This window comes from Lacrimispora xylanisolvens (assembly GCF_002934545.1).
Classification (GTDB): Bacteria; Bacillota; Clostridia; order Lachnospirales; family Lachnospiraceae; genus Lacrimispora; species Lacrimispora xylanisolvens.
Window position 1 is genome coordinate 234,219 of sequence record NZ_PTJA01000006.1, and the last position, 18,183, is coordinate 252,401.

Here is an 18,183-nt window from a genome sequence, read left to right on the forward strand (position 1 = left end):
TCATAATCATTTAAAACATAATAACTCACTTATTTTTCACCCTTTCAACATTTTTAGGAAAAGTTAATCTGCTTGAAAGTTCAATCATCTGATCATCAAGCTCTAAGTATTCTTCCGACTCATCATCTAAAATCTTTCTTTGTCTCTCATATAGCTTGTGTAACTCACCGTTTTTCAGATCAAAGCTTTCCCGAGTGTGATACTGCATTTCAAAAGTCTGACCACCTGGTGATTTAATGAAAGTATTTATTCCGTTGTAGGAACTATCCGGATGCCATGTGTTTTTAATTCTAACTGTATTATAGCCTTGGTTTTCAAATTTTTCAATGGCAAGCAGTGTCTTTTCCGTTAAACGCTCGGGATCTGCTCCCAAAGTATAACGAATTATATCTTTGATTTCATATTCATTTCCTCCTGGATCATAATTCTTTCTAATCTTTTCAAGGAAAGACTCTTTTGTCTTGATCCGATATTCCAGTCCCAGGCTATCCATTCCTGCAGCTTCCGCGATTATCTTAACCTGATTGGTTATCTCCGGTTCGCTTTCAATTGCTTTGCTGTAGTAAGACATTCCTTTGTACTGGGCTTTTAATATGCCGTATTCATCTGTATCAGCATATTTTACCTTTTGGAAAGAATCCAGTGTTTTAGGAGCCTCTTCTCCAAGTATCTCCTTATACCGTTCAAACTGACGCCTGTCTGCTGATCGGTTTCGGATCATCTTTTCATTAAACTCTGCTTCCGGTTTTCCCTTGACATTCTTTCCGTACCATTCTTCATATGTCATGTTGGTAGGTACTGTATTGGTCTTTCCGGAAACCGGATCCCTTGCCCTGCGCTTCATCTGTGAAAGTTCTTCGTCTCCTATATCGCAAATGGTTGTTGATCTGCACCACGGGTGCATAGGCGGGCAATTAATCCCTGGCTGCTGTTCTGATACCTTGAAACGCTTTCCGTCCAGGCTCCTGCAAATGGAGGAAGTCCTTAAATCCAGTGTGGCAACATAAATGTAATACTCAATCCCACACTCCTCATAGGAAGCCATCTCCATCTGATTGGCAAGATTACAGCTTTCTGTTCTGACAAGTCTCCTTGCCTGACTGGCTCCTGCCGCAAACTTATTCGCTATGATATCAGCAGTTTCACGATCCGTCCGGCCTGTGATGAGACTAAGGAGCAACTCTTCTTTCAAATCCTGCGCTAAGGCTTTTGTATTACTCCAGATCCTTGCGGAATAGTTAGCACCAGACCACTTACTATTTACCACCCGCTCAACGGCTGCAGGTGATATCAGATTGAAGCCAAAGTTCAAACCGGTGCGCTGCTGTATGCCAAAAATAGACCGGTAATAGGCTTCATTGGCAAGATCGATATAGTGGCTGGTGCTTTTTACTTTCTCCTGCTGGTAGACGTTTTGCATGGTCAGATCCAACTGGTTTTGTAGCTGCTGCAACCGTTCCAGCCTTGCCTGATATGCCGGGCTCTCTAACTCTGCCAAGATCTCCGCTTTTGTTTTATCACTACCGCCTGACCGTAAAGCTGCTTTTAATTCATCAAGGGAAGTTTTATCCTTCATGGAGTTTAGAAGTCTGTATGCCTCCTTCTCAGACAGCTTGTGCTTTTTCTGATACCGTTCAAAGATCTCATCCAGCTCCAGGCTTATGTGCCGGGAACTTTTTAAGTAAAGCCTTGATATTTCCTCCGCTGCTTTTTCTGCCTGTTCCATGTAGCGAAACATCTCCCAGGCTTTTCGCTTCTCCCAGTAGGAAAGGTTACTCATTCACAGCACCGGCCTTTTTCTTATTCTCTGGCGGATCCTCGTCCGGAGGAGGATTGCTGCCTATACCGAAAATCTCTTTCTGCTGCTTTACGGCTTCCTCTGCTTCTTTATCAACCGCCGCCATCTCCTCTTCCACATTATCAACAAACGGGATCTGTGAAAGAAGCGTTTTCTTCCCAACCTTTCCCCAAAGATTTGAAACAATCTGGCTGATCTCCAGGAGGTTCCTTGGTAGCGCCCTTGTGAATGTTGGAACGATACCGGATATATCTACGTTCACAGCCTTACTCTTTTGGAGCCAGCCGGAGAAAAGGCGGATCCGCTTTCTTAGTCCCTTCTTGTAGTACCTGGTCTTAATCTTTGTGATATTCTCCATTCCCAGGAGCTTAAACTCCATAGCTACACCGGATATGTTCCCGCCAAAGCTTTCATCAGTCATGCAGGGGATATGGGAAAACTTATGAATATCCTGCTCAATCGCCTTCTTAAGGACTTCCACGCCTGTTTCATCAAAAGTCCTGGTCAAATACTCCGCCTTTGCATCTGCAGGAAGTTCCAGAAGCTTATCCCGTTTTACCTTGTCTTTAGCAGTCTTCCCGTCTTCGTCCTTTGCTTCCGGATCTCCAAGCATTGCTCCGTAAATAGCAAGGATTGAATCAATAAACTGTTCCTTGTCTGTGATACGGTCAGACATCAGGGCATTGTAGGCATCGATCAGCGGAATCTGTAGTTCAAAGTCACCGATAGCCAGTTTGTTGTTTAAGTATTCTATAATCGGGACTTCCTCAAAGTAATGAGGGGTAGGATCCTCCATGAGCGCCTGCGGGCCGGTAATATCATCAATGTTAAGGACATATTTGTAATGTGCCGTCAGTACCGTGGCAATAAAGGTGGTTCTCTTTTTGTCGGAATCATCTTTCCTGGCGTAGTAGTAAACTGCGAAGAGCTCCTTCTGCTCTATCGTATCATCGTATACCATGAAGGTATTTTCCGGAGACAGGCTCTTTATTGTAAGATCCGTTTCTCCTTCTTCTGGGTAGATGTACTCATAAGTTCTGCCATACACAGAAAGATCCAGGCCATTATCTCCGTCTGCCTCATCAGCTCCTGCCTGCTCAAAGGCATCTGTCAGAATTGCTATATCATCTTTGCTTTTGTAGGATACAGAATTCCCGATAAAGTAAGAGCTGGCTGTATCTGCAATATCCTTCGCATGATTACATACCAGCTTTGTTTTACGGTCTTCCGATAATATTTTATGCTGCCCCTCATAATACTTCATAAGTTTTCGGAGTCTGGCTGCTTCCCTGCGGTGCTTTACAATCAGCGTGCGAATTGCCTGTTTATCGGGGCTTAGTTCGTCCCAGGACTCCCTGGGCATTGTGTATATGTACGTGGTTATCACCTTCTTTCTGTTATTGGTTGAATTTTCCAGTTTACGCCCTTATACTGTACATACAGGCTCTTGTCAGGGCCTAATACAAAAGAAAGGGGGAAAATTAGATGCATCCAAAAGCAACAATTTCTTGTTCCTGTGGCTGTATGTTCCAATCTGATTTTCAAAAAAGCTCAGCCGAAAATCCACCTTGCTGCCCTCAGTGCAAAGCAGTTATGGATATGGAATCTTGGAAAAATTTAAGAACAACGATGGCTGAATTAGCTGACTTTAATTATCACATCATGAAATGGCATTCTGAACGCAATGAGCCCAAAATGCTGGTTCCTGCTATCACTGTCACTACTCTGGAAGATTAAGTCTATCCAAATGCAATTCTTCGATAACATGACGGCATACATCAAAAGCCACACCAGGCATTAAATCTATATTGTATTCTTTAAATAAAGCCTTCATCGAAATTGTTAAAAGATCTAGCTTTCCATTTAATGCCTGGTTAAGTCGTTCTTTCTCACGAATATGTTTTTCAACATTCATACCTCTCACCCCCTTAATTGAATCCGTAAGCAGACTTGCTCCGGATCTTGATCGTTTTGTTATTAAGTATCGTATAACAGAAGTATCTGACTGCATCCATAGCGTGATCGTGCTGCTTTATTGGCTTATCTTCTCCCCGATCTGCAGCCTTGGGATCCCAGATGTAGGAGGCAAACTCTTTGATCGTATTGATACAGGACTGACTAAATGCGATCTTTTCTGTGTTCAGGAGTGTGGAAACCAGCCGGATCCCGTCCTCCACATCATTGTCCGCTTTCATGGTCTTATATCCCCGGTTATTAAGCTCTGTTATGAAAGAAGCTGCCGAAGGATCCACAATGATGGCTTTAACCGGAGTTCCCTCCAGCCATTTCTCCAGATCATCCGCATACTGGGAATCTGCTTTCTGCTTTCCCTTATCACGGCCAGAATAGTAATACTCCCTGGTGCAATACCACTTCTTATCAATTCCTTTGTTCCAGAGAAGAAATACCATTGCATTCTGCGTACCGTAGTCAATACTGACATATCGTCCACCATCAATCAGGAGCCGGGCGAAGTCCACCACTTTCTTTACATGCCGATCAATATCAAACATGTCATAGATGATACCTTCTGCCATAGCCCATAAGCCCAGTATGTATCGTTTATAGAAAACTCCGGAGTACATGCTCCGGTATCTGGCCTTAATCTGCTCTGACAGGCTTAAGTTATCTTCCATGGTAAAATGGAGGACGATCAGATTCTTTTTCTTGGCTTCATCAATCCAGTTCGTTTTAAACCAGTGATACGGTCCGTCAGGGTTGCAGTTAAACCAGTACTTTGATCCATCAACGGAACAACGGCCGGTTGCCTGATTGACAAAGGATTCCGGCATCAGAGCTACTTCATCGAAGAACACACCGGCCAGCGTGATACCCTGAATGAGATCCTGGGAACGTTCGTCCTTTCCACCAAATATGTAAAAGTAGTTCGTAACCTTTCCCCGGCTGATCTCCACCAGATTGTCAGATCTGTGATCCACAACACGGTAGCCTCGGCTCTTAAGCATCAGCTTTAACCAGAAGAGAACGTTTCTCCGAAAGGATCCGATCGTCTTACCACACATGGCGAAGTTCTGACCTTTAAACCGCTGCATTGCCCACATGATGAACGATAATGACATACAGACCGTCTTTCCGGATCGGATCGCACCGTCGGCTATGATTCCATCTTTATCCTTGACCGGAGAGGTATCGCACCACCATGTAAGAACCTTCTTCTGTTTGAGGGAAAAGGGCTGAAACTTAAATACCTGTAGCTTAGTGGATAGGCTACATTTCTGTTTTAACTTCTCAATCCTTGTTTTTAAGGCTTGCAGTCTTTCATTCATCAGCATCACCCCAGATCTCAGCAGCTTCGCTGTTCATGGCATCCATAAAACCATCGTCCTCAATGTCCTGATCTGACGGATCCCGTTTCAATGCTTCCAGTTCAACCTTCATGATCTCCAGTTCAAGGCGGGCATCATCAAAGCCGTACCGGTGAAGGGAATCAATGGCTTTCTGTTTACGGGCCTGCACCCTTGTGAGGGCATCTTCTACCGCCTGGATCTGTCCCAAAGCTCCGGTGTACTCTGTGGAGTCTTCTTCTGTGCTGGACTTGAACTTAACAGCGGTCATGCCTGAAGCTTTGCGTTCTGTCTGATCGGCAGCTGCCTGCTTTATATCCTCAATCCGTTTGAGCATTCGCCGTTCACGGACTGTGAGAAGCTGGATCTCTTGCAGAAGAAGTTGCTCCTTATCAAGCTGAACCATGCTTATGAGCTTCTTCTCGTCTTCTTCCAAGGCATCAAAAAAGAGAGTCTCAAACTCTCCTGTTTTAACTGCATTCTTATTCTCTTTTGGGGCTCCACCATCATTGCCGAGGGCATTCTTATTTCCTATCGGTGGTCCCTTCTTATGCGAACGCTCGCTATTTTTATCCGAACGTTCGTTATCCCATTTATGAGTTGACTTCCATCTTCGGACAGTTCCCTCTGGGAGATTTAGTTGACTTGCAATCTCAACTAATTTCATACCTTTTAGATATAAAGCCTTTGCCTGTTTAATTCTTTCGTCTGGAGCTCTTGCCAAGCCTCACCACCTCACTTGTGTTGTTTTTTATATTAAGAAGAGACGGGGTTGGCCGCCTCTACTGGAGTATATTATTTTATTTCACTCAAACTATTAACCATTCCGTACTTCTCCCTACAATCATCACACAATATCATTACATCTGATTCTCTAAATCCCGGTATCCGGTCATGTGTGACGATCACTTCTCCTTTGCCACAAGGACAAACATATGTATCGGTGTCAATTGTTCCGGGACCTGCACCATATCCTTGATGGGGTTCACTGCTATGAGATTTTAAATTAAGATTCATAATTCCGATACCTCCTTAGTATGATTCATTGTTCAATTTAAGCAAATTATATCACCTTTACCTGCAGAAGAAAACACCCATCAACTAAAAATCGACAGGCGTTATCAAAAAAGGAGAGAGACTAGTTTACTATCCTTTATGTACAAGTGTTCGTCTATAATTAACACATTCTTATGTCAATTGCTTTTTATGTAAGGCTAATTTAAATGACGCTATTTCTTTTTATGTTTATGGTCTCTTTTATTACTAGATTCTGAATTATTGTAAATATTTATAATAAGCTGTTTTATATCTACTCTGATGAAAATAAGGCAAAAAATAATAGGACAATATTTTGAAAAATCCATTGTTTTCCTCTTTTCGACAATATTAAATTTATAAATATTATCTCTAAAAGGAAAAGAATTATACAGTACAAAACAAAAACACCCATCAAGGCGTTACCAAGACAGGCATTTTCAAAAAGGAGAATATCAGGAATTAATCAGTCACCGGGCTGTTACACCCGGCAACCGTAGGGGGTTGAGTTCATCTGTTTACAGATTTCTCATCTTAAATAATATCACAGAAAAACCGCCGTAACCGCCATTTTCAATCTTTTTCCAAAAACCTATCATGCTTCTGTCTGCAGCTACTATCAGTGTAACACCGTATCTTCCCTTTGCTGACCTGATCCTTATACAGATCATTCATTCTATGCGCCACCTGTACCCAGTTCATATTTTCCACATAGTACAGAGTCATAATGTTCCTGATCTCCACCTTGTCAATTCCAGCTATGTATTCCTCCACCTGATTAATTAATTCCAGAAGCATTTGCTCCTCGTCCATCAGGATGACGTAACTCCTTTCATAGGCCTTGGCGGCTCTCTGGGACTCTGGCACTGGATAACCAATAATGACAGCCGTTCCCAGGGGCTTCTTACCTCTCTTCCCCTTGGTCACAGTATCAGCCACCAGATACCCCCGTTCCCGCAATCTGTCCAGGTGATCCTCTTTCTTTTGTAGTTGTTCCCTGAGAAGTTTTACTCTGGCCAATGCATCGGAATACTCAATCAAAATATTTTTATCTATTTCTGTCACCCCCCGTTGTCAACTTCTTCTTTGTTCTGTTCTTTTTCTGCTTATAAAGCTCTGCATAAGTCATGGTCGCAGTCTTACTCGGATCTGCAACACTTGCCACCTGAACAAGATGAAAAAACTTCCTGACCACAATCATCTTATCCAATTCAATCCGGACTCCCCGGACGAAGTCTTTCCGATAACTCTTGTAAGTGAACTTGTCCCCGACTTTCACAGACCGCTTAAACTCTGCCAGTTCACGCATTGTAATACCTACGTCCTTCTGATCGGACTCTGGCTTCTCGGATGTAATCGTTCCCACTATCTTGAATTTATATCGTTTTCCATAAGTTCTTCCCTCACGGGCATAATCTCTTATAGCCTGCCGTGGTATAGAAAGCAGTTTCTCCCACTCCTTAGAAGTATGCTCTCCTATCAGATCGCCTTTATCGTATACCGCAAATACTATTTCAGGTGTCAACCACACCGCCTCCCTTCTTCCGCTGATAATAAACTCCTGTGCTGAATAAATGTCCCTTACTTTCACAATCGCAGGTCGTGCGCTTGCAATCAGACGGCCAGTGTTTCCTGCAAATAAGGCATATCATTTCGGTTGTTGCAGGCTGCATTCCTTCTGGGTGTTCCGGTTTCGCTCCTGGTCTTTTCCTCAGCTTCGGATCCGAACACAGGCTTGTATATGTATAAGCTGGCATCTGCGCACTGAAACTCATAACCGGCGGCGCCTTTATAGCTTCATCCGCCTTAGCTTGTATGCGACTGTTTACGCTGGCTCTGTCTGCTCTGCAATCTTTTGATGATTTTCTCAATGTATCCCTCCTTTTGGGCAATAAAAAACCAACTACCGAATATTGATAGTTGGCGTTTGACATTAGATCCTTACAAAATTCAACGTGTAAGAGCAATAATCTGGGTTCACAATAATCATTGTTGCCTTATAATGTAAATTGTTATGAAATTTATCTTCACATGATATAATAAATTCTAGCTTTAAATTTGATTCATCAAGTTTACCGTTAATAAACGAAAAAGTTAATTTCTCTTTTCCGCTAAGATGGCTCTTGTATAAGCTATTTTGATTAGGTTTATCAATTATATTACCTGATTTATCAAATACTTTGAATTCACCAACGGTAATATTATCAGCTAAGTTATTAGATATGTTTTCTAACTCGAACTGCATGTTTGAATAATTTCCTCCATAGCTTGCTAAATAACTTAATTTTAATTCTGGAGAATGTATTGTCCTTTCAAGTAGTTCTGATCTTTTGTCAGCTTCTTTCTTAATCTCTTGATTTTGGTAAAGTGCCAAAATGCTTAAAATTACAGTCCCTAAGAATCCTAAAACTGATCCATAATATGACAATACACTTCCTGAGTCCCAATCTGCAACAAGAAATTCATAGGGAGCACTTATTTTAAAGCAAATATGTATAATAATTGGAATCCCTATGATTATTACAAATAATAATGCCGTAACGATGCCCAAATGTTTTATAATCCAGCTGAACCATTTTTCCATATTTTTCCTCTTTTGTTATTTTAAGTCAAGTATATATTACTTTTCTCCAACTATCAATATTTTATTATCAAGGTTCGTAAAGTTATTCTCTAACTACTATTTAAAAATTCATCCATAACGTCTCCACCCTCGGAAGACTATTCTGCGCCCTGGCCGGAATCTGTATTTTCCTCCAGCCTTTCAAGTAATTTTCGTATAGTTCACAGTCATATCCGGAAAGCATGACCTTAGCTTTGCTGAAGATCACCGTCATCAGTAGTTTCTCATGATCCGGATCAGACATTTCATACCTATACTGCTTCCTGCTTCTAGTTGATAGCACATAAGGCGGATCCAGGTAGATCAGAACGTTATCATGATCGAAAGCTCTGATCAGCTCCAGTGCCGGCTTATTCTCAATCTGTACGCCTTTCAGCCTGATAGCCATTTCTGCCAGTGATTCCGGAAGCCGGTTCCAGTACCTGACTGCATAGGCAGCTTCCCTGCCATGTACATCTTTCTTCCAGCCGCATTTCTCAGTCAGCCGGAAGCCATGGCTTTGCATGGACCTGATTGCAAAGTATCCAGCCTGCTCTATCGGCGTCTGCGGCTCCTTTGTAAAGGATTCATCGTACACCTGTCTGGAATACGGCGTATATGTAAGCCAGTCCTGAAGTTCCTGACAGCTTTCCGGATTCTGGATTACCCGGAAGAAATTCACCACATCACCATCAAGGTCATTCACCGTCTCGATCTTGGAAGGAGGCTTTTCAAAGAACATACCGCCTCCGCCAAAATACGGATCCAGATAGCTGTGATGTTCTGGCATATTTTCGATTATCCAGGAAGCTATCCTTTTTTTACTGCCGGGATAATGTAATAATGATTTCATTAATATTCCCCTTTATCAGATTCCTGGTATTTCTCCGGAAGAGGCATCCAGGCAAGAACATCGTTGTAAACATTGCCTTCTTCATCAAACCAGGTGCATTCGTCACTAGTGAATTGAAGTGTGTTGACTACTCCGTTAAGGAATGTAACATTGAAATACGGGCAATGTTCATCTTCTGTATCAATCGGAACATCTGGCAACCTCTCTGCTACCGGTATCCATTCCTGTTTCACCCGGTTATATGTATTTAAGATATCACACACATACTTCCCCATCTGACAACCAGCGCATACCTCCTCCAGATCTACCTTTCGCTCAATCTCCCCAGGGAACCGGCACAGGTGATCACATACATGCTCCATCATAGGAGTGACGATCTTTAACATTTCATTTTGCTCTGCCATCTTTTATCCTCCAGTCCTAATCTACTACAGTAAGACCGTCTACTGCATAACCGCCACGATATCCTTCCAGCAGTACGCACTCTGTACCGCACAATTCCCATGGCTCACTGCGAACTTCAAATATTTTCCCTTTATTAATCTCCGCAACCTTGTATTTATCATTCATAACAACTCTATCTCCAATTTCCATACATCCACCTCTCTCCCAGGACTTCCCGAAGTCCTAAAGTTTAATATTATGACTTCACTTTTCCTGGCACACACTCAAAATGTATGTGCAGCTCAGTCCGTCTCTTGATTTTTATGTATACATGGTCCCGTGGATCTCCTTGCCGCAGTAAGAACAAATATGTGTTTCTACTGGTGGAGGCCCACAGGCTTTCTTTTTAGCCGGCATTCTTTTCACACCCCTTCACAATCCCGTGAACAATTTCCCTCAGCTGACCGGCATATTCAAGGACCAGATCTGCATCCTGCTGAATGAAAGCTGCCTGACTTGCCTTTTTCATGATCCCGGATTTTTTGATTGCTGAATTGATCTCCAGATACTTCTGATCCGCTTCGGCTCGTTCGATCTGTAAACCATCAAGCGCCACATCCTGAAGGATCTCCCTGGTCATGGACTGAATACTTTGTGTAAGCTGCTCATATGATTTCCTGTACTTTGTTTTCAGCGTTTCAAGAGGCACGTTCTCCTTGTTTCGCTTTAAAGAATCTAACAAGGACCTATATTCGTTTAATCTATGTTCTGTCATATTATTACCTCGGTAACCGGATTTCAGGTTACTGTAACCCTTTTTGTTAACGACATAGGTTACCGTTCAAACCCTTATAGAATATAGGTTCTCTAGCAACAGTAACCCAGTAACCCTCTTTTTTTGATTTCCCTACGCGCGAGACATTTTTTATAAAAGATTGTTAAAATAAATACACATATTTCAAAATTATTTTTCTATATATAGGAGTGTGATTTTTTAGGTTACTGGGTTACTGTACCCCAAAATCACCCTCAAGCCCTTATAGAATATAGCTTTCTTCGGTAACCTCTCAAAGGTTACTCTTAGTGAAAAGGAAGCTCTTCCTGACCGTTTTTAGACTGATCTACCTTAACAAATCCATCTTTGTCCGCATCATCATTCAATTTGAGGAATACACAGCGTACTTTGTTTCCTTTGAAACTCTTAATTTTATCCATCTTTTTACCGCTGCTTTCTGCCTGGATCAGATCTTTCCGGTTCGCCCATGACAGAAAAGAAGTTCTTGAAAATCCTCCTTCTTTGCACAGAGCGGTAAACGCAGTCGTGTAAATGATGGCAAATCCATTCTCAATCACGCCCCATTTTTCCACGTTTTCATTCTGGATGTCAAACCGCGCTGGGTTCATAGCAACCTTGTCCAGGATAAACTGATAGCAACGTTCATTATCGGAAAGCTCGTTCCGGTCTACCAGGACCTCTTTGGCTTCCTCCAGACTGATATACTGTCCGTCCTTAAAGAGATAATCCGTGGCTATTTTATCAGCTGTCAATACGATTGAAAGAGACAAGCTCTGCTTCTGCATCTTTTCATCATCAGCCAGCTTCCGCGCAAATTCCTGCTGTATCTCCCTGATCTTTTCAGTTCCCAGCTCCTTTATGACCTCAACAAACTCACGGCCTGCATGACCGTAATTCCGCTTAACTAACTCTGCTGTACTGCCAGGGCTTTCAAAAACACGCTCTCCGCACTCGATTTCAAGAATACGGTTAATTGCTCCGCCCTGGGTCACATAAGAGCTTAAGGGGCGCTCTCCGTTCGTCAGGATGCAGTTCTTCCAGTGATTCTCACGGTTCAGCCCCAATTCCTTGTTAGAACGGGTTTTTCCCTTGCCAGAACAAAGATCGTATACCAATCCCTCGAAGTTGTCTTCGATCTTCCGATTCTTTTTGCTGGAATCGTCCAGGATGAGGGGAAGGTTATTCAGCAAGTCACATATCGCTTCCAGCCCCACCTCTGTTCCCTTATAATCTTTTATGTAAGCATTCTCATCCGGATCTGCCCAAACAGAAGTTGCCAGCATGAGAGATACGGTTTTACCGCCTTCGGTTTCTCCCCAGAGGTCCACAAAGTATGGAAGCCCTCCAAGTGGCTGCACCAGTACGCTGGAAAACGCTGCAGCCAGTAAAAACTTAACTTCTATTCTTCCGGCTTTACGCAGCGCTATCACATGCTCATACCACGCTGTCCGGCTTCCGGACTGCCCTACGCTTTCATAAATCTGCCGAAATCGGGAGTCACCGTCGAAGACAATATCTGTATCGTAAGGCAGGAATCCACCCCGGATCCAACCCAGTTTTGACGTGGAGTACTGGACTGCGATATGCTCCTCATTGGCATTTTCTACGTCTGCCAGATATCGAACCAGATACTTAGCATTTTCACTGGTAACAGCGATTCCGCGACCTGACAGCGATACAATTTTATTGGCTGATGTTACCATGGTCTTTGGGACAATGATCTCTTCCCACCGACCATTACGCTTATATGCCAGCTTTATTTGTTCTTCTCCGGTCTCTAAGTTCTTCAGGCGCTCAATTGGCAGGATGGGGTGATAGCAGGCCAGGATATCGGTATACCCTGTTGATGGATTTCTGAGGCAGATACCGGTTTCTGTTGCAAGCCATTCCTTACATTGCATGTTGTCATAAGGGCCGGTAAAGTTTGTCCAGTTTTCCAGATAGCAGGGAGCCTTGACTTTTTCCCGCTCCTGGCGCTTCATTTCCTTTTCAACCTTTTTATAAGCTGATACCATTTCTCTAAATTCTGTTTTAACTCTAAGTTCCGCAGCCTTTAAGCCAAGGGAAGCAAGAAGTTCCGCCCGATAAAGCTCATCTTCTTGGTCAAAAACTTCTGTCAGTACCTCGTTGGATAATAATGTTTCTGCCGTGAGCTCATTCAACGGCACCATGCTACCACCTCGCTTCTAATTCATTTAATTCTGCATGTATGTAAAGCTGATACTGCAGTGCATTGTAACAATCACACCAGATATCACTGAAAGGCTCTGATCTGTCCATATAAGACCGGTAAATGCCTATGAGCATACAGTTGAGCTGTCTCTTTATTCCAGCTCTCCCTCGCTCTTTCTTTAGCATTTCCCGACGCTTCTGGGACTTGTAAATGGTTAGCCTGGAGGAGAATGTTGGTTTTTCATATGTTCCCCCAAGGAGCTGAAACGCCTCCTTGAAGGTAATATTTTCCATCTGCTCTACAAAAGAAAAGATGTCTCCATTTGCTCCGCAAGCATGACAATGATAATCCCGCCCATAGACCTTCATAGAAGCCTGCCTGTCTCCTGGGTGGAATGGGCAGGATATAAACCCCTTCCTGTCTGGTTGAAAACCATAGCGCTCCACAATATCCCTCATGCTATATGTATCTTTGATTTCCTCAACGGTCACCAGAGACACCTCCCAGTAATTCAATTATCTTGCTACCAGTATGTAGTTTGTCGCAGAATAAAAACTGGGTATTATATTTACGCTCCATAGTCTTTAAGATCTTTTCCAGCTTCTCGCCAGTGACCGCTTTAGAAGACGTTTTCAGGCGTGGATTGTTCCATTCATGAACATCGTCAATGCTCTTGATCTGGTTGCTATGCTCCACCAATATGATTACCTTAACGCCTATTTCCTGCGCCCGTTTCAGTTCATCAGTAAACCTTCTATGTCCTTGGCATACATTGGATGCGACCTCGGTTAAATTTTGCTTTCGGTCTATAATCAGTCTTGGATTGTCAAAATTCATATAGTCCCCGACATGGAGCTTGCTGACAAAGTGCTGTATTCCCTTCTGATCGAAAGTATCCACAATTTTACGGATTGCCCTGGCCTTTTCTCTGGAATCAATTTGTATAACCATCTGATCCCTCCTTAGTTGAATGGAAGACCTTCGTCTTCGACTCCATCCGGGATATTCATAAATCCGTCACCAATTGCACTACTGGGCGCAGGCCTTGATTCATCTGCAGATCCGTTTGCATTGTTGGAATTCTTAGATTCACCAAATTCTACCTGCTCCGCCACAACATCTGTGGTGTAAACTTTTTGCCCATCCTGATTTGTATAAGAACCTGTTTGAATTCGTCCCTCAACAACAATTTTATTTCCCTGAAAGAAATATTTTTCAACGAACTCTGCTGTCTTTCCAAATGCTACTGTATTTATGAAATCCGAATTTTGCTCATTTTCTCTTTTAAACCGCCGATCAACCGCGATAGCAAAGCGGGCAACGGTATGACCATTATCCGAATATCTGACCTCCGGATCCCTGGTCAACCTGCCTATTAGAATTACTCTATTAATATGTCATTCCTCCTCTATAGTTCATATTCCATTCCTTTATTTGCCACATAAACCGGGCACTCTACCAACTCCTGGACTTCCTTCTGAAAAACTGTTTCATTGCTTGTTCGGTCAGATAGATGCATTAGGCAGACCGTCTTTAAATCATGGTTCTCATTTACTCGGATAAAATCCTTGCAGATATCAAGTTCCATGTGCGTAAGCTTAATTCGCTCCTGTAAGCCCTCATGATATGATTCCCGTAACAGATCTTTGCTGTAATTGCACTCGATCATGATGTGATTCAGGTTCTTAAATTTATACCGGATATACTCAGTATCAGTCGCAAAAAGCAACCTTCCAACTTCCTGGTGTTCAATCAGAAAACCAGAACACGGTGCATCATGTACCAGTGGGAATGTCCTGACAGCAAAAGGCTTACTGATTGCCGATAATGCTCCTGTTATATGCCCCATACTTGGAGCCATGACGGGAATGCCAACTTTTATATACTCATGTAGATACTTTGCATGGTCTCCATGCTCATGAGAGACAACTACTCCGACAATCTTACTGATATTAAAGCCCAAGGCTCTCTTAACTTCTTTAAATGGAATCCCTGCTTCAATAACCAAGCACTCTGTCTCATTGTGGAGCAAATAGCAGTTTCCTGCCGATCCGCTCCCTAAACAGGTCAATTTCAAAATGGATCACCACCATTTTCCTGAACGGCTTCATTACCGACCGTCTCTGACACTTCCTCAAAATCAACCGTATTTGCCTGACTTAAATCATCTTCGTGCTGATTCACTGTCTCATTGTCAATGTAACGAGGACTACCGTCTTCACTTATGACAGCCATGTCCTGCTCGTATGCGTCAGACATTTCAATACTCATGATGCCCCACTTGCTGATTAACTGCCGGATCATGGTCTTTTCTGCCATTTCGTCGAAACTCTTATACCAGAAGGAAGAATACTTCCAGAGATCCTTTTTAGAGATCTTCCCTTCCTGGAGCAAGTGGAAATCACTGAGATTAAAGGCCTGCGAATACTGGTCTGCATGCTTCTCCATTTTGGATCTGGTCCAGAAGATCTCTTTCCTGAAACCGTTTAGAAGTTCAAAGTATGCCAGATAACCGATAACTGGCAGCTCCTCTCTGATTGCATCATCTTCGATAAATTCAAATTTATGCTTTCCAGTTGATCGATCACGCCCCCGGTACTCACCCTGACGGATATAGATAACATCCAAATCTTTGTACTGTCCTGTTCGCATTGCCAGCTGTTTATAACCTTTAGCTCCAAGCTGGAACTGAGCATCTACGGAAACAACTTTACCCTCTCTATCCTTTTTCTTGTAAGGGACCATATAAAACTGTCCCAGCTGAGGACTGGGGGAAAGATTCAAGGCCTCCCCCAGAAGCGCTGCACTTAAAATACTGTTATGGCTACATTCCTGCAAAGCCGGTGTATTCTGTACTGCAGATACCACACTTGCAATAAATCTTGTTGTATTCTTCTGTCCAACCACCTGTAGAATATTTGCTTTGACTTTATCGTTTGATAAGAAGCTTGCTATTCCCTTTGGTTGCGTCACTGCAACTTCGTTTCCCATCTTTACGCCTCCACTTCCAATGTGCTATTTTCTGATACTTTTAAAAGAATGAGCTGCCCTTCCATATCCGGAATATTAAAATCGTTTACAGACTCTGCATTATCAATAAATATAGGTGCTGTCACGCCATAGATCTCCTGTAGCGCTGTAATAATATCCAGCCCGGCGACAACTCTATGACCTGCATTCAAGGAGCTGAATGGAACTCCATTTACCATGCATTCGCAAGTTTCCTTGTATCCGCCATTGATCTGATTTTCAAAAAGACGGAAATTGACCAACTTGAATTTTGAGTTTATCCGTGAAGAAAGCAAGTCCATCTTTGCCTTAGTGAATTCTTCCAGAAGGAACAGCTCTTTCTCCTGGTCGGCAATCAGCTGTGATGTGGTCCGCTGCTCCTGTTGCAGTTCTGATACGCGTGTCTGCACTCTCTCATTGTTCTCTTTCCCTGTAAGCGTAGATTTAACTCTGTCAAGCTGTGTAACCAGATCCTGCTTCTTCTGTCTCAACTGATTTAGATATCCTGATCCGGTTCCCATTTCCTGAGCCTGTTTTTCTAATTTTTCAATCTCTGCAGAAATAGTCTGATACTCCAGACTGCCAGATATCTCCACTTGTTGAGGTAATTTAGCCAACTCTTCCATGGCTGCTGTCTTCCGCTTATTCTGCTCCACCTTATTGGCTTTACAGGTTTCCAACTTCTCTTTAAGGATGCTAATCTCCTTTTCAAAAGCTTCAATATTTGCCGCAACCTGTTTTCCATTCTTAACAATGTCAGAAAGGCTCTTTTGCTTATTGGACTTAAACTCCTCCTGCTTAGTCTCTCTCTGCTCTGGCGGAAGCATCTGCTTACACATCGGGCAGCATAGGGTATCCTCATTAACCTGCATGGCCTGGACTTCTTTGTGATTTTTAAGCAATACCTCTCTATAAGACCGGTTACTCTCCAAAAGTTCCTGTTTTTGTTTAATCTCTCTTTCTGTCTTCTCATATTCTCGGATCGTATCCGAGAAGGAGTATCCGGCATCATCAATTCTCCGCTGAATTTCCCGCCGCTGATCCATCAGTTTTTCGTTTGCTTTGCGCTTTAAATCCCCCAAATTAAACTGTTTTTGCATAATTGCATTGTTAATCTGGGTAAGTGCCTCACTGGCTTTGGATGCGTTACTTTCCTGCTCTGTCAGATCATTAATTTGTTTTTCCAGATCTGCTTTCTGGTTCTCACATTCTGCAAAATCAGCCTGTACCAAACCTTTGCTGGCTTCGTCAATTCTGGCCGGTAACTCCGCCTGCCTATTATTTAGTTCTTTCAGCGCTTTCTTTGCTTTAGCTGTCAAATCATCTACAGAGAACTCTTTCAAAATCTCAGACAGTGGAGAAAACTTCTGATTGGTGGAGATCACATCCTGATCCGTAACCTCAGAGACCAATTTTAAAAGAATCGTTCTCTGGTCTTTCCATTTCAACGATGTGAACGCCTGGGGACTGGTAATTAACTTAAACAATTCCTCATTCATCAAATCATCTATGTAAGCTTTGTAATCCTTTTCCGCCTTGGGGATTTCATTGATTTCATATTTATTGATGTTCCCCTGCAGCTGAGAAACCTCGCTGCCCTTTTTCTTAACCCAGTTCTGCTCCTGCTTCTTGCAAAGGAGAATATCCTTCCCATCCGCTTCTAAAATGGCTGATACTTTAATAACCAGATTGTCTATAAGCTCGCCCTGGCGATTATTTGGACGAATATTAAAATCGGACTTTCCCTCGCTATCCTTATTAAAAAGCAACCATGTAAAAGCGTCCATTATGGTTGTCTTTCCGGTTGCGTTCTGACCGGAAATGGTTGTCCTATTATGAAAGTCAATAACTAACTGGGTGATTCCCTTGAAATTCTCGATAGAAATTTTCTTTAATCTCAGATTCATTCTCTTGCAATCCTCCTAAGCCCTATGTATAATAGGGGTGAAAAGTGTTTACGTGTTACCTTGATTCCCTAGCTGTTCCCGCAGCTGGGGTTTCTGCTTCTTGGGAATTGATTCCTCTATTCCCTCTCCATCATTAAGTCCTTTGGCTACCGCGTAGGCTGCATCTTGATCATAAATAATTTCGCCTGCATACTCCCGGTTGCCAGAATGATCCACCTTACTAATATCTCTTAGTCGATAGACCTGAAAGATCTTTTCATCGCCTATATACTGAGACGATACTTTCCATTTGCCGTACATGTGATTTCACCTTCTCTCGCT

23 protein-coding genes are annotated in these 18,183 nt (G+C 42.7%); 1 reads left to right on the forward strand and 22 read right to left on the reverse strand.

Translation table 11 applies throughout. From position 1 onward, the window contains the following. Window positions 1-25: 25 nt before the first annotated feature. The gene (locus BXY41_RS13175; RefSeq protein ID WP_170072352.1) at window positions 26-1,780 is read right to left on the reverse strand and encodes a minor capsid protein; all 1,755 of its coding nucleotides are present in this window, start codon (window positions 1,778-1,780) and stop codon (window positions 26-28) included. After that, window positions 1,773-3,185, reverse strand: coding sequence for a phage portal protein (locus BXY41_RS13180; RefSeq protein ID WP_242980198.1), 1,413 nt, complete (start codon window positions 3,183-3,185; stop codon window positions 1,773-1,775). The genes BXY41_RS13175 and BXY41_RS13180 overlap by 8 nt, the downstream gene beginning before the upstream one ends. Window positions 3,186-3,283: 98 nt before the next feature. Between BXY41_RS13180 and BXY41_RS13185 the strand changes: the two genes are divergently transcribed. After that, window positions 3,284-3,535 carry a hypothetical protein gene (locus BXY41_RS13185; protein WP_104437314.1) on the forward strand — a complete coding sequence of 84 codons (252 nt, stop codon included), beginning with the start codon at window positions 3,284-3,286 and terminating at the stop codon, window positions 3,533-3,535. Here BXY41_RS13185 and BXY41_RS13190 read toward each other — a convergent pair. From BXY41_RS13190 to BXY41_RS13280, 20 genes are all read right to left on the reverse strand, one after another. After that, complete coding sequence (locus BXY41_RS13190) at window positions 3,519-3,713, reverse strand: hypothetical protein (protein WP_104437315.1); 195 nt, start codon at window positions 3,711-3,713, stop codon at window positions 3,519-3,521. The two genes, BXY41_RS13185 and BXY41_RS13190, sit on opposite strands and share 17 nt — an antisense overlap. A gap of 13 nt (window positions 3,714-3,726) precedes the next feature. Further along, the gene (locus tag BXY41_RS13195; RefSeq protein WP_104437316.1) at window positions 3,727-5,091 is read right to left on the reverse strand and encodes a PBSX family phage terminase large subunit; all 1,365 of its coding nucleotides are present in this window, start codon (window positions 5,089-5,091) and stop codon (window positions 3,727-3,729) included. Further along, on the reverse strand, window positions 5,078-5,827 hold the full coding sequence (gene terS / locus BXY41_RS13200) for a phage terminase small subunit (RefSeq protein ID WP_104437317.1): 750 nt from the start codon (window positions 5,825-5,827) through the stop codon (window positions 5,078-5,080). Before terS ends, BXY41_RS13195 begins: the two co-directional genes overlap by 14 nt. Before the next feature lie 71 nt (window positions 5,828-5,898). Then, entirely contained in the window at window positions 5,899-6,120 is a 222-nt protein-coding gene (locus BXY41_RS13205; protein WP_104437318.1) for a hypothetical protein, read from the reverse strand. 591 nt (window positions 6,121-6,711) lie between these two features. Further along, window positions 6,712-7,203, reverse strand: a complete 492-nt coding sequence (locus BXY41_RS13210; RefSeq protein WP_104437319.1) for a hypothetical protein — start codon at window positions 7,201-7,203, stop codon at window positions 6,712-6,714. Further along, window positions 7,187-7,663 carry a hypothetical protein gene (locus BXY41_RS13215; RefSeq protein WP_104437320.1) on the reverse strand — a complete coding sequence of 159 codons (477 nt, stop codon included), beginning with the start codon at window positions 7,661-7,663 and terminating at the stop codon, window positions 7,187-7,189. The genes BXY41_RS13210 and BXY41_RS13215 overlap by 17 nt, the downstream gene beginning before the upstream one ends. Further along, a complete protein-coding gene (locus BXY41_RS13220) occupies window positions 7,653-8,009 on the reverse strand; it encodes a hypothetical protein (protein ID WP_104437321.1) in 357 nt (118 codons plus the stop codon). The genes BXY41_RS13215 and BXY41_RS13220 overlap by 11 nt, the downstream gene beginning before the upstream one ends. 62 nt (window positions 8,010-8,071) lie before the next feature. Beyond that, window positions 8,072-8,722, reverse strand: coding sequence for a hypothetical protein (locus BXY41_RS13225; protein WP_104437322.1), 651 nt, complete (start codon window positions 8,720-8,722; stop codon window positions 8,072-8,074). A 100-nt stretch (window positions 8,723-8,822) separates the two neighbouring features. Then, window positions 8,823-9,593 carry a DNA adenine methylase gene (locus BXY41_RS13230; RefSeq protein ID WP_104437323.1) on the reverse strand — a complete coding sequence of 257 codons (771 nt, stop codon included), beginning with the start codon at window positions 9,591-9,593 and terminating at the stop codon, window positions 8,823-8,825. After that, complete coding sequence (locus BXY41_RS13235) at window positions 9,593-9,997, reverse strand: hypothetical protein (protein ID WP_104437324.1); 405 nt, start codon at window positions 9,995-9,997, stop codon at window positions 9,593-9,595. Before BXY41_RS13235 ends, BXY41_RS13230 begins: the two co-directional genes overlap by 1 nt. A 16-nt stretch (window positions 9,998-10,013) precedes the next feature. Continuing rightward, the gene (locus BXY41_RS26765) at window positions 10,014-10,187 is read right to left on the reverse strand and encodes a hypothetical protein (protein WP_170072354.1); all 174 of its coding nucleotides are present in this window, start codon (window positions 10,185-10,187) and stop codon (window positions 10,014-10,016) included. Between the two features lie 196 nt (window positions 10,188-10,383). Further along, on the reverse strand, window positions 10,384-10,752 hold the full coding sequence (locus BXY41_RS13240; protein WP_146088578.1) for a hypothetical protein: 369 nt from the start codon (window positions 10,750-10,752) through the stop codon (window positions 10,384-10,386). 305 nt (window positions 10,753-11,057) lie between these two features. Continuing rightward, window positions 11,058-12,944, reverse strand: coding sequence for a DUF927 domain-containing protein (locus tag BXY41_RS13245; RefSeq protein WP_104437326.1), 1,887 nt, complete (start codon window positions 12,942-12,944; stop codon window positions 11,058-11,060). 1 nt (window position 12,945) lies between these two features. Further along, window positions 12,946-13,437, reverse strand: coding sequence for a CHC2 zinc finger domain-containing protein (locus tag BXY41_RS13250; protein WP_104437327.1), 492 nt, complete (start codon window positions 13,435-13,437; stop codon window positions 12,946-12,948). Then, window positions 13,427-13,897, reverse strand: a complete 471-nt coding sequence (locus BXY41_RS13255; RefSeq protein WP_104437328.1) for an ERCC4 domain-containing protein — start codon at window positions 13,895-13,897, stop codon at window positions 13,427-13,429. Before BXY41_RS13255 ends, BXY41_RS13250 begins: the two co-directional genes overlap by 11 nt. 11 nt (window positions 13,898-13,908) lie before the next feature. Further along, on the reverse strand, window positions 13,909-14,340 hold the full coding sequence (locus BXY41_RS13260; RefSeq protein WP_104437329.1) for a single-stranded DNA-binding protein: 432 nt from the start codon (window positions 14,338-14,340) through the stop codon (window positions 13,909-13,911). 14 nt (window positions 14,341-14,354) lie between these two features. Then, window positions 14,355-15,023 (reverse strand): MBL fold metallo-hydrolase, encoded by a 669-nt coding sequence (locus BXY41_RS13265; RefSeq protein ID WP_170072356.1) that lies wholly within the window; start codon window positions 15,021-15,023, stop codon window positions 14,355-14,357. Next, entirely contained in the window at window positions 15,020-15,937 is a 918-nt protein-coding gene (locus BXY41_RS13270; protein WP_104437331.1) for a recombinase RecT, read from the reverse strand. The genes BXY41_RS13265 and BXY41_RS13270 overlap by 4 nt, the downstream gene beginning before the upstream one ends. 2 nt (window positions 15,938-15,939) lie before the next feature. After that, window positions 15,940-17,862, reverse strand: coding sequence for an AAA family ATPase (locus BXY41_RS13275; RefSeq protein ID WP_104437332.1), 1,923 nt, complete (start codon window positions 17,860-17,862; stop codon window positions 15,940-15,942). Window positions 17,863-17,910: 48 nt separating this feature from the next. Further along, window positions 17,911-18,162 carry a hypothetical protein gene (locus BXY41_RS13280; RefSeq protein ID WP_104437333.1) on the reverse strand — a complete coding sequence of 84 codons (252 nt, stop codon included), beginning with the start codon at window positions 18,160-18,162 and terminating at the stop codon, window positions 17,911-17,913. Between the last annotated feature and the right edge of the window lie 21 nt (window positions 18,163-18,183).

What these genes read in the sequence shown, in the direction of transcription:
- BXY41_RS26765 (WP_170072354.1), bottom strand. Translation starts at nt 10,187, where the DNA reads ATGGAAATTGGAGATAGAGTTGTTATGAATGATAAATACAAGGTTGCG.
- BXY41_RS13205 (WP_104437318.1), bottom strand. Translation starts at nt 6,120, where the DNA reads ATGAATCTTAATTTAAAATCTCATAGCAGTGAACCCCATCAAGGATAT.
- BXY41_RS13225 (WP_104437322.1), bottom strand. Translation starts at nt 8,722, where the DNA reads ATGGAAAAATGGTTCAGCTGGATTATAAAACATTTGGGCATCGTTACG.
- BXY41_RS13270 (WP_104437331.1), bottom strand. Translation starts at nt 15,937, where the DNA reads ATGGGAAACGAAGTTGCAGTGACGCAACCAAAGGGAATAGCAAGCTTC.
- BXY41_RS13280 (WP_104437333.1), bottom strand. Translation starts at nt 18,162, where the DNA reads ATGTACGGCAAATGGAAAGTATCGTCTCAGTATATAGGCGATGAAAAG.
- BXY41_RS13240 (WP_146088578.1), bottom strand. Translation starts at nt 10,752, where the DNA reads ATGACAGAACATAGATTAAACGAATATAGGTCCTTGTTAGATTCTTTA.
- BXY41_RS13195 (WP_104437316.1), bottom strand. Translation starts at nt 5,091, where the DNA reads ATGCTGATGAATGAAAGACTGCAAGCCTTAAAAACAAGGATTGAGAAG.
- BXY41_RS13255 (WP_104437328.1), bottom strand. Translation starts at nt 13,897, where the DNA reads ATGGTTATACAAATTGATTCCAGAGAAAAGGCCAGGGCAATCCGTAAA.
- BXY41_RS13185 (WP_104437314.1), top strand. Translation starts at nt 3,284, where the DNA reads ATGCATCCAAAAGCAACAATTTCTTGTTCCTGTGGCTGTATGTTCCAA.
- BXY41_RS13190 (WP_104437315.1), bottom strand. Translation starts at nt 3,713, where the DNA reads ATGAATGTTGAAAAACATATTCGTGAGAAAGAACGACTTAACCAGGCA.
- BXY41_RS13245 (WP_104437326.1), bottom strand. Translation starts at nt 12,944, where the DNA reads ATGGTGCCGTTGAATGAGCTCACGGCAGAAACATTATTATCCAACGAG.
- BXY41_RS13275 (WP_104437332.1), bottom strand. Translation starts at nt 17,862, where the DNA reads ATGAATCTGAGATTAAAGAAAATTTCTATCGAGAATTTCAAGGGAATC.
- BXY41_RS13175 (WP_170072352.1), bottom strand. Translation starts at nt 1,780, where the DNA reads ATGAGTAACCTTTCCTACTGGGAGAAGCGAAAAGCCTGGGAGATGTTT.
- BXY41_RS13235 (WP_104437324.1), bottom strand. Translation starts at nt 9,997, where the DNA reads ATGGCAGAGCAAAATGAAATGTTAAAGATCGTCACTCCTATGATGGAG.
- BXY41_RS13230 (WP_104437323.1), bottom strand. Translation starts at nt 9,593, where the DNA reads ATGAAATCATTATTACATTATCCCGGCAGTAAAAAAAGGATAGCTTCC.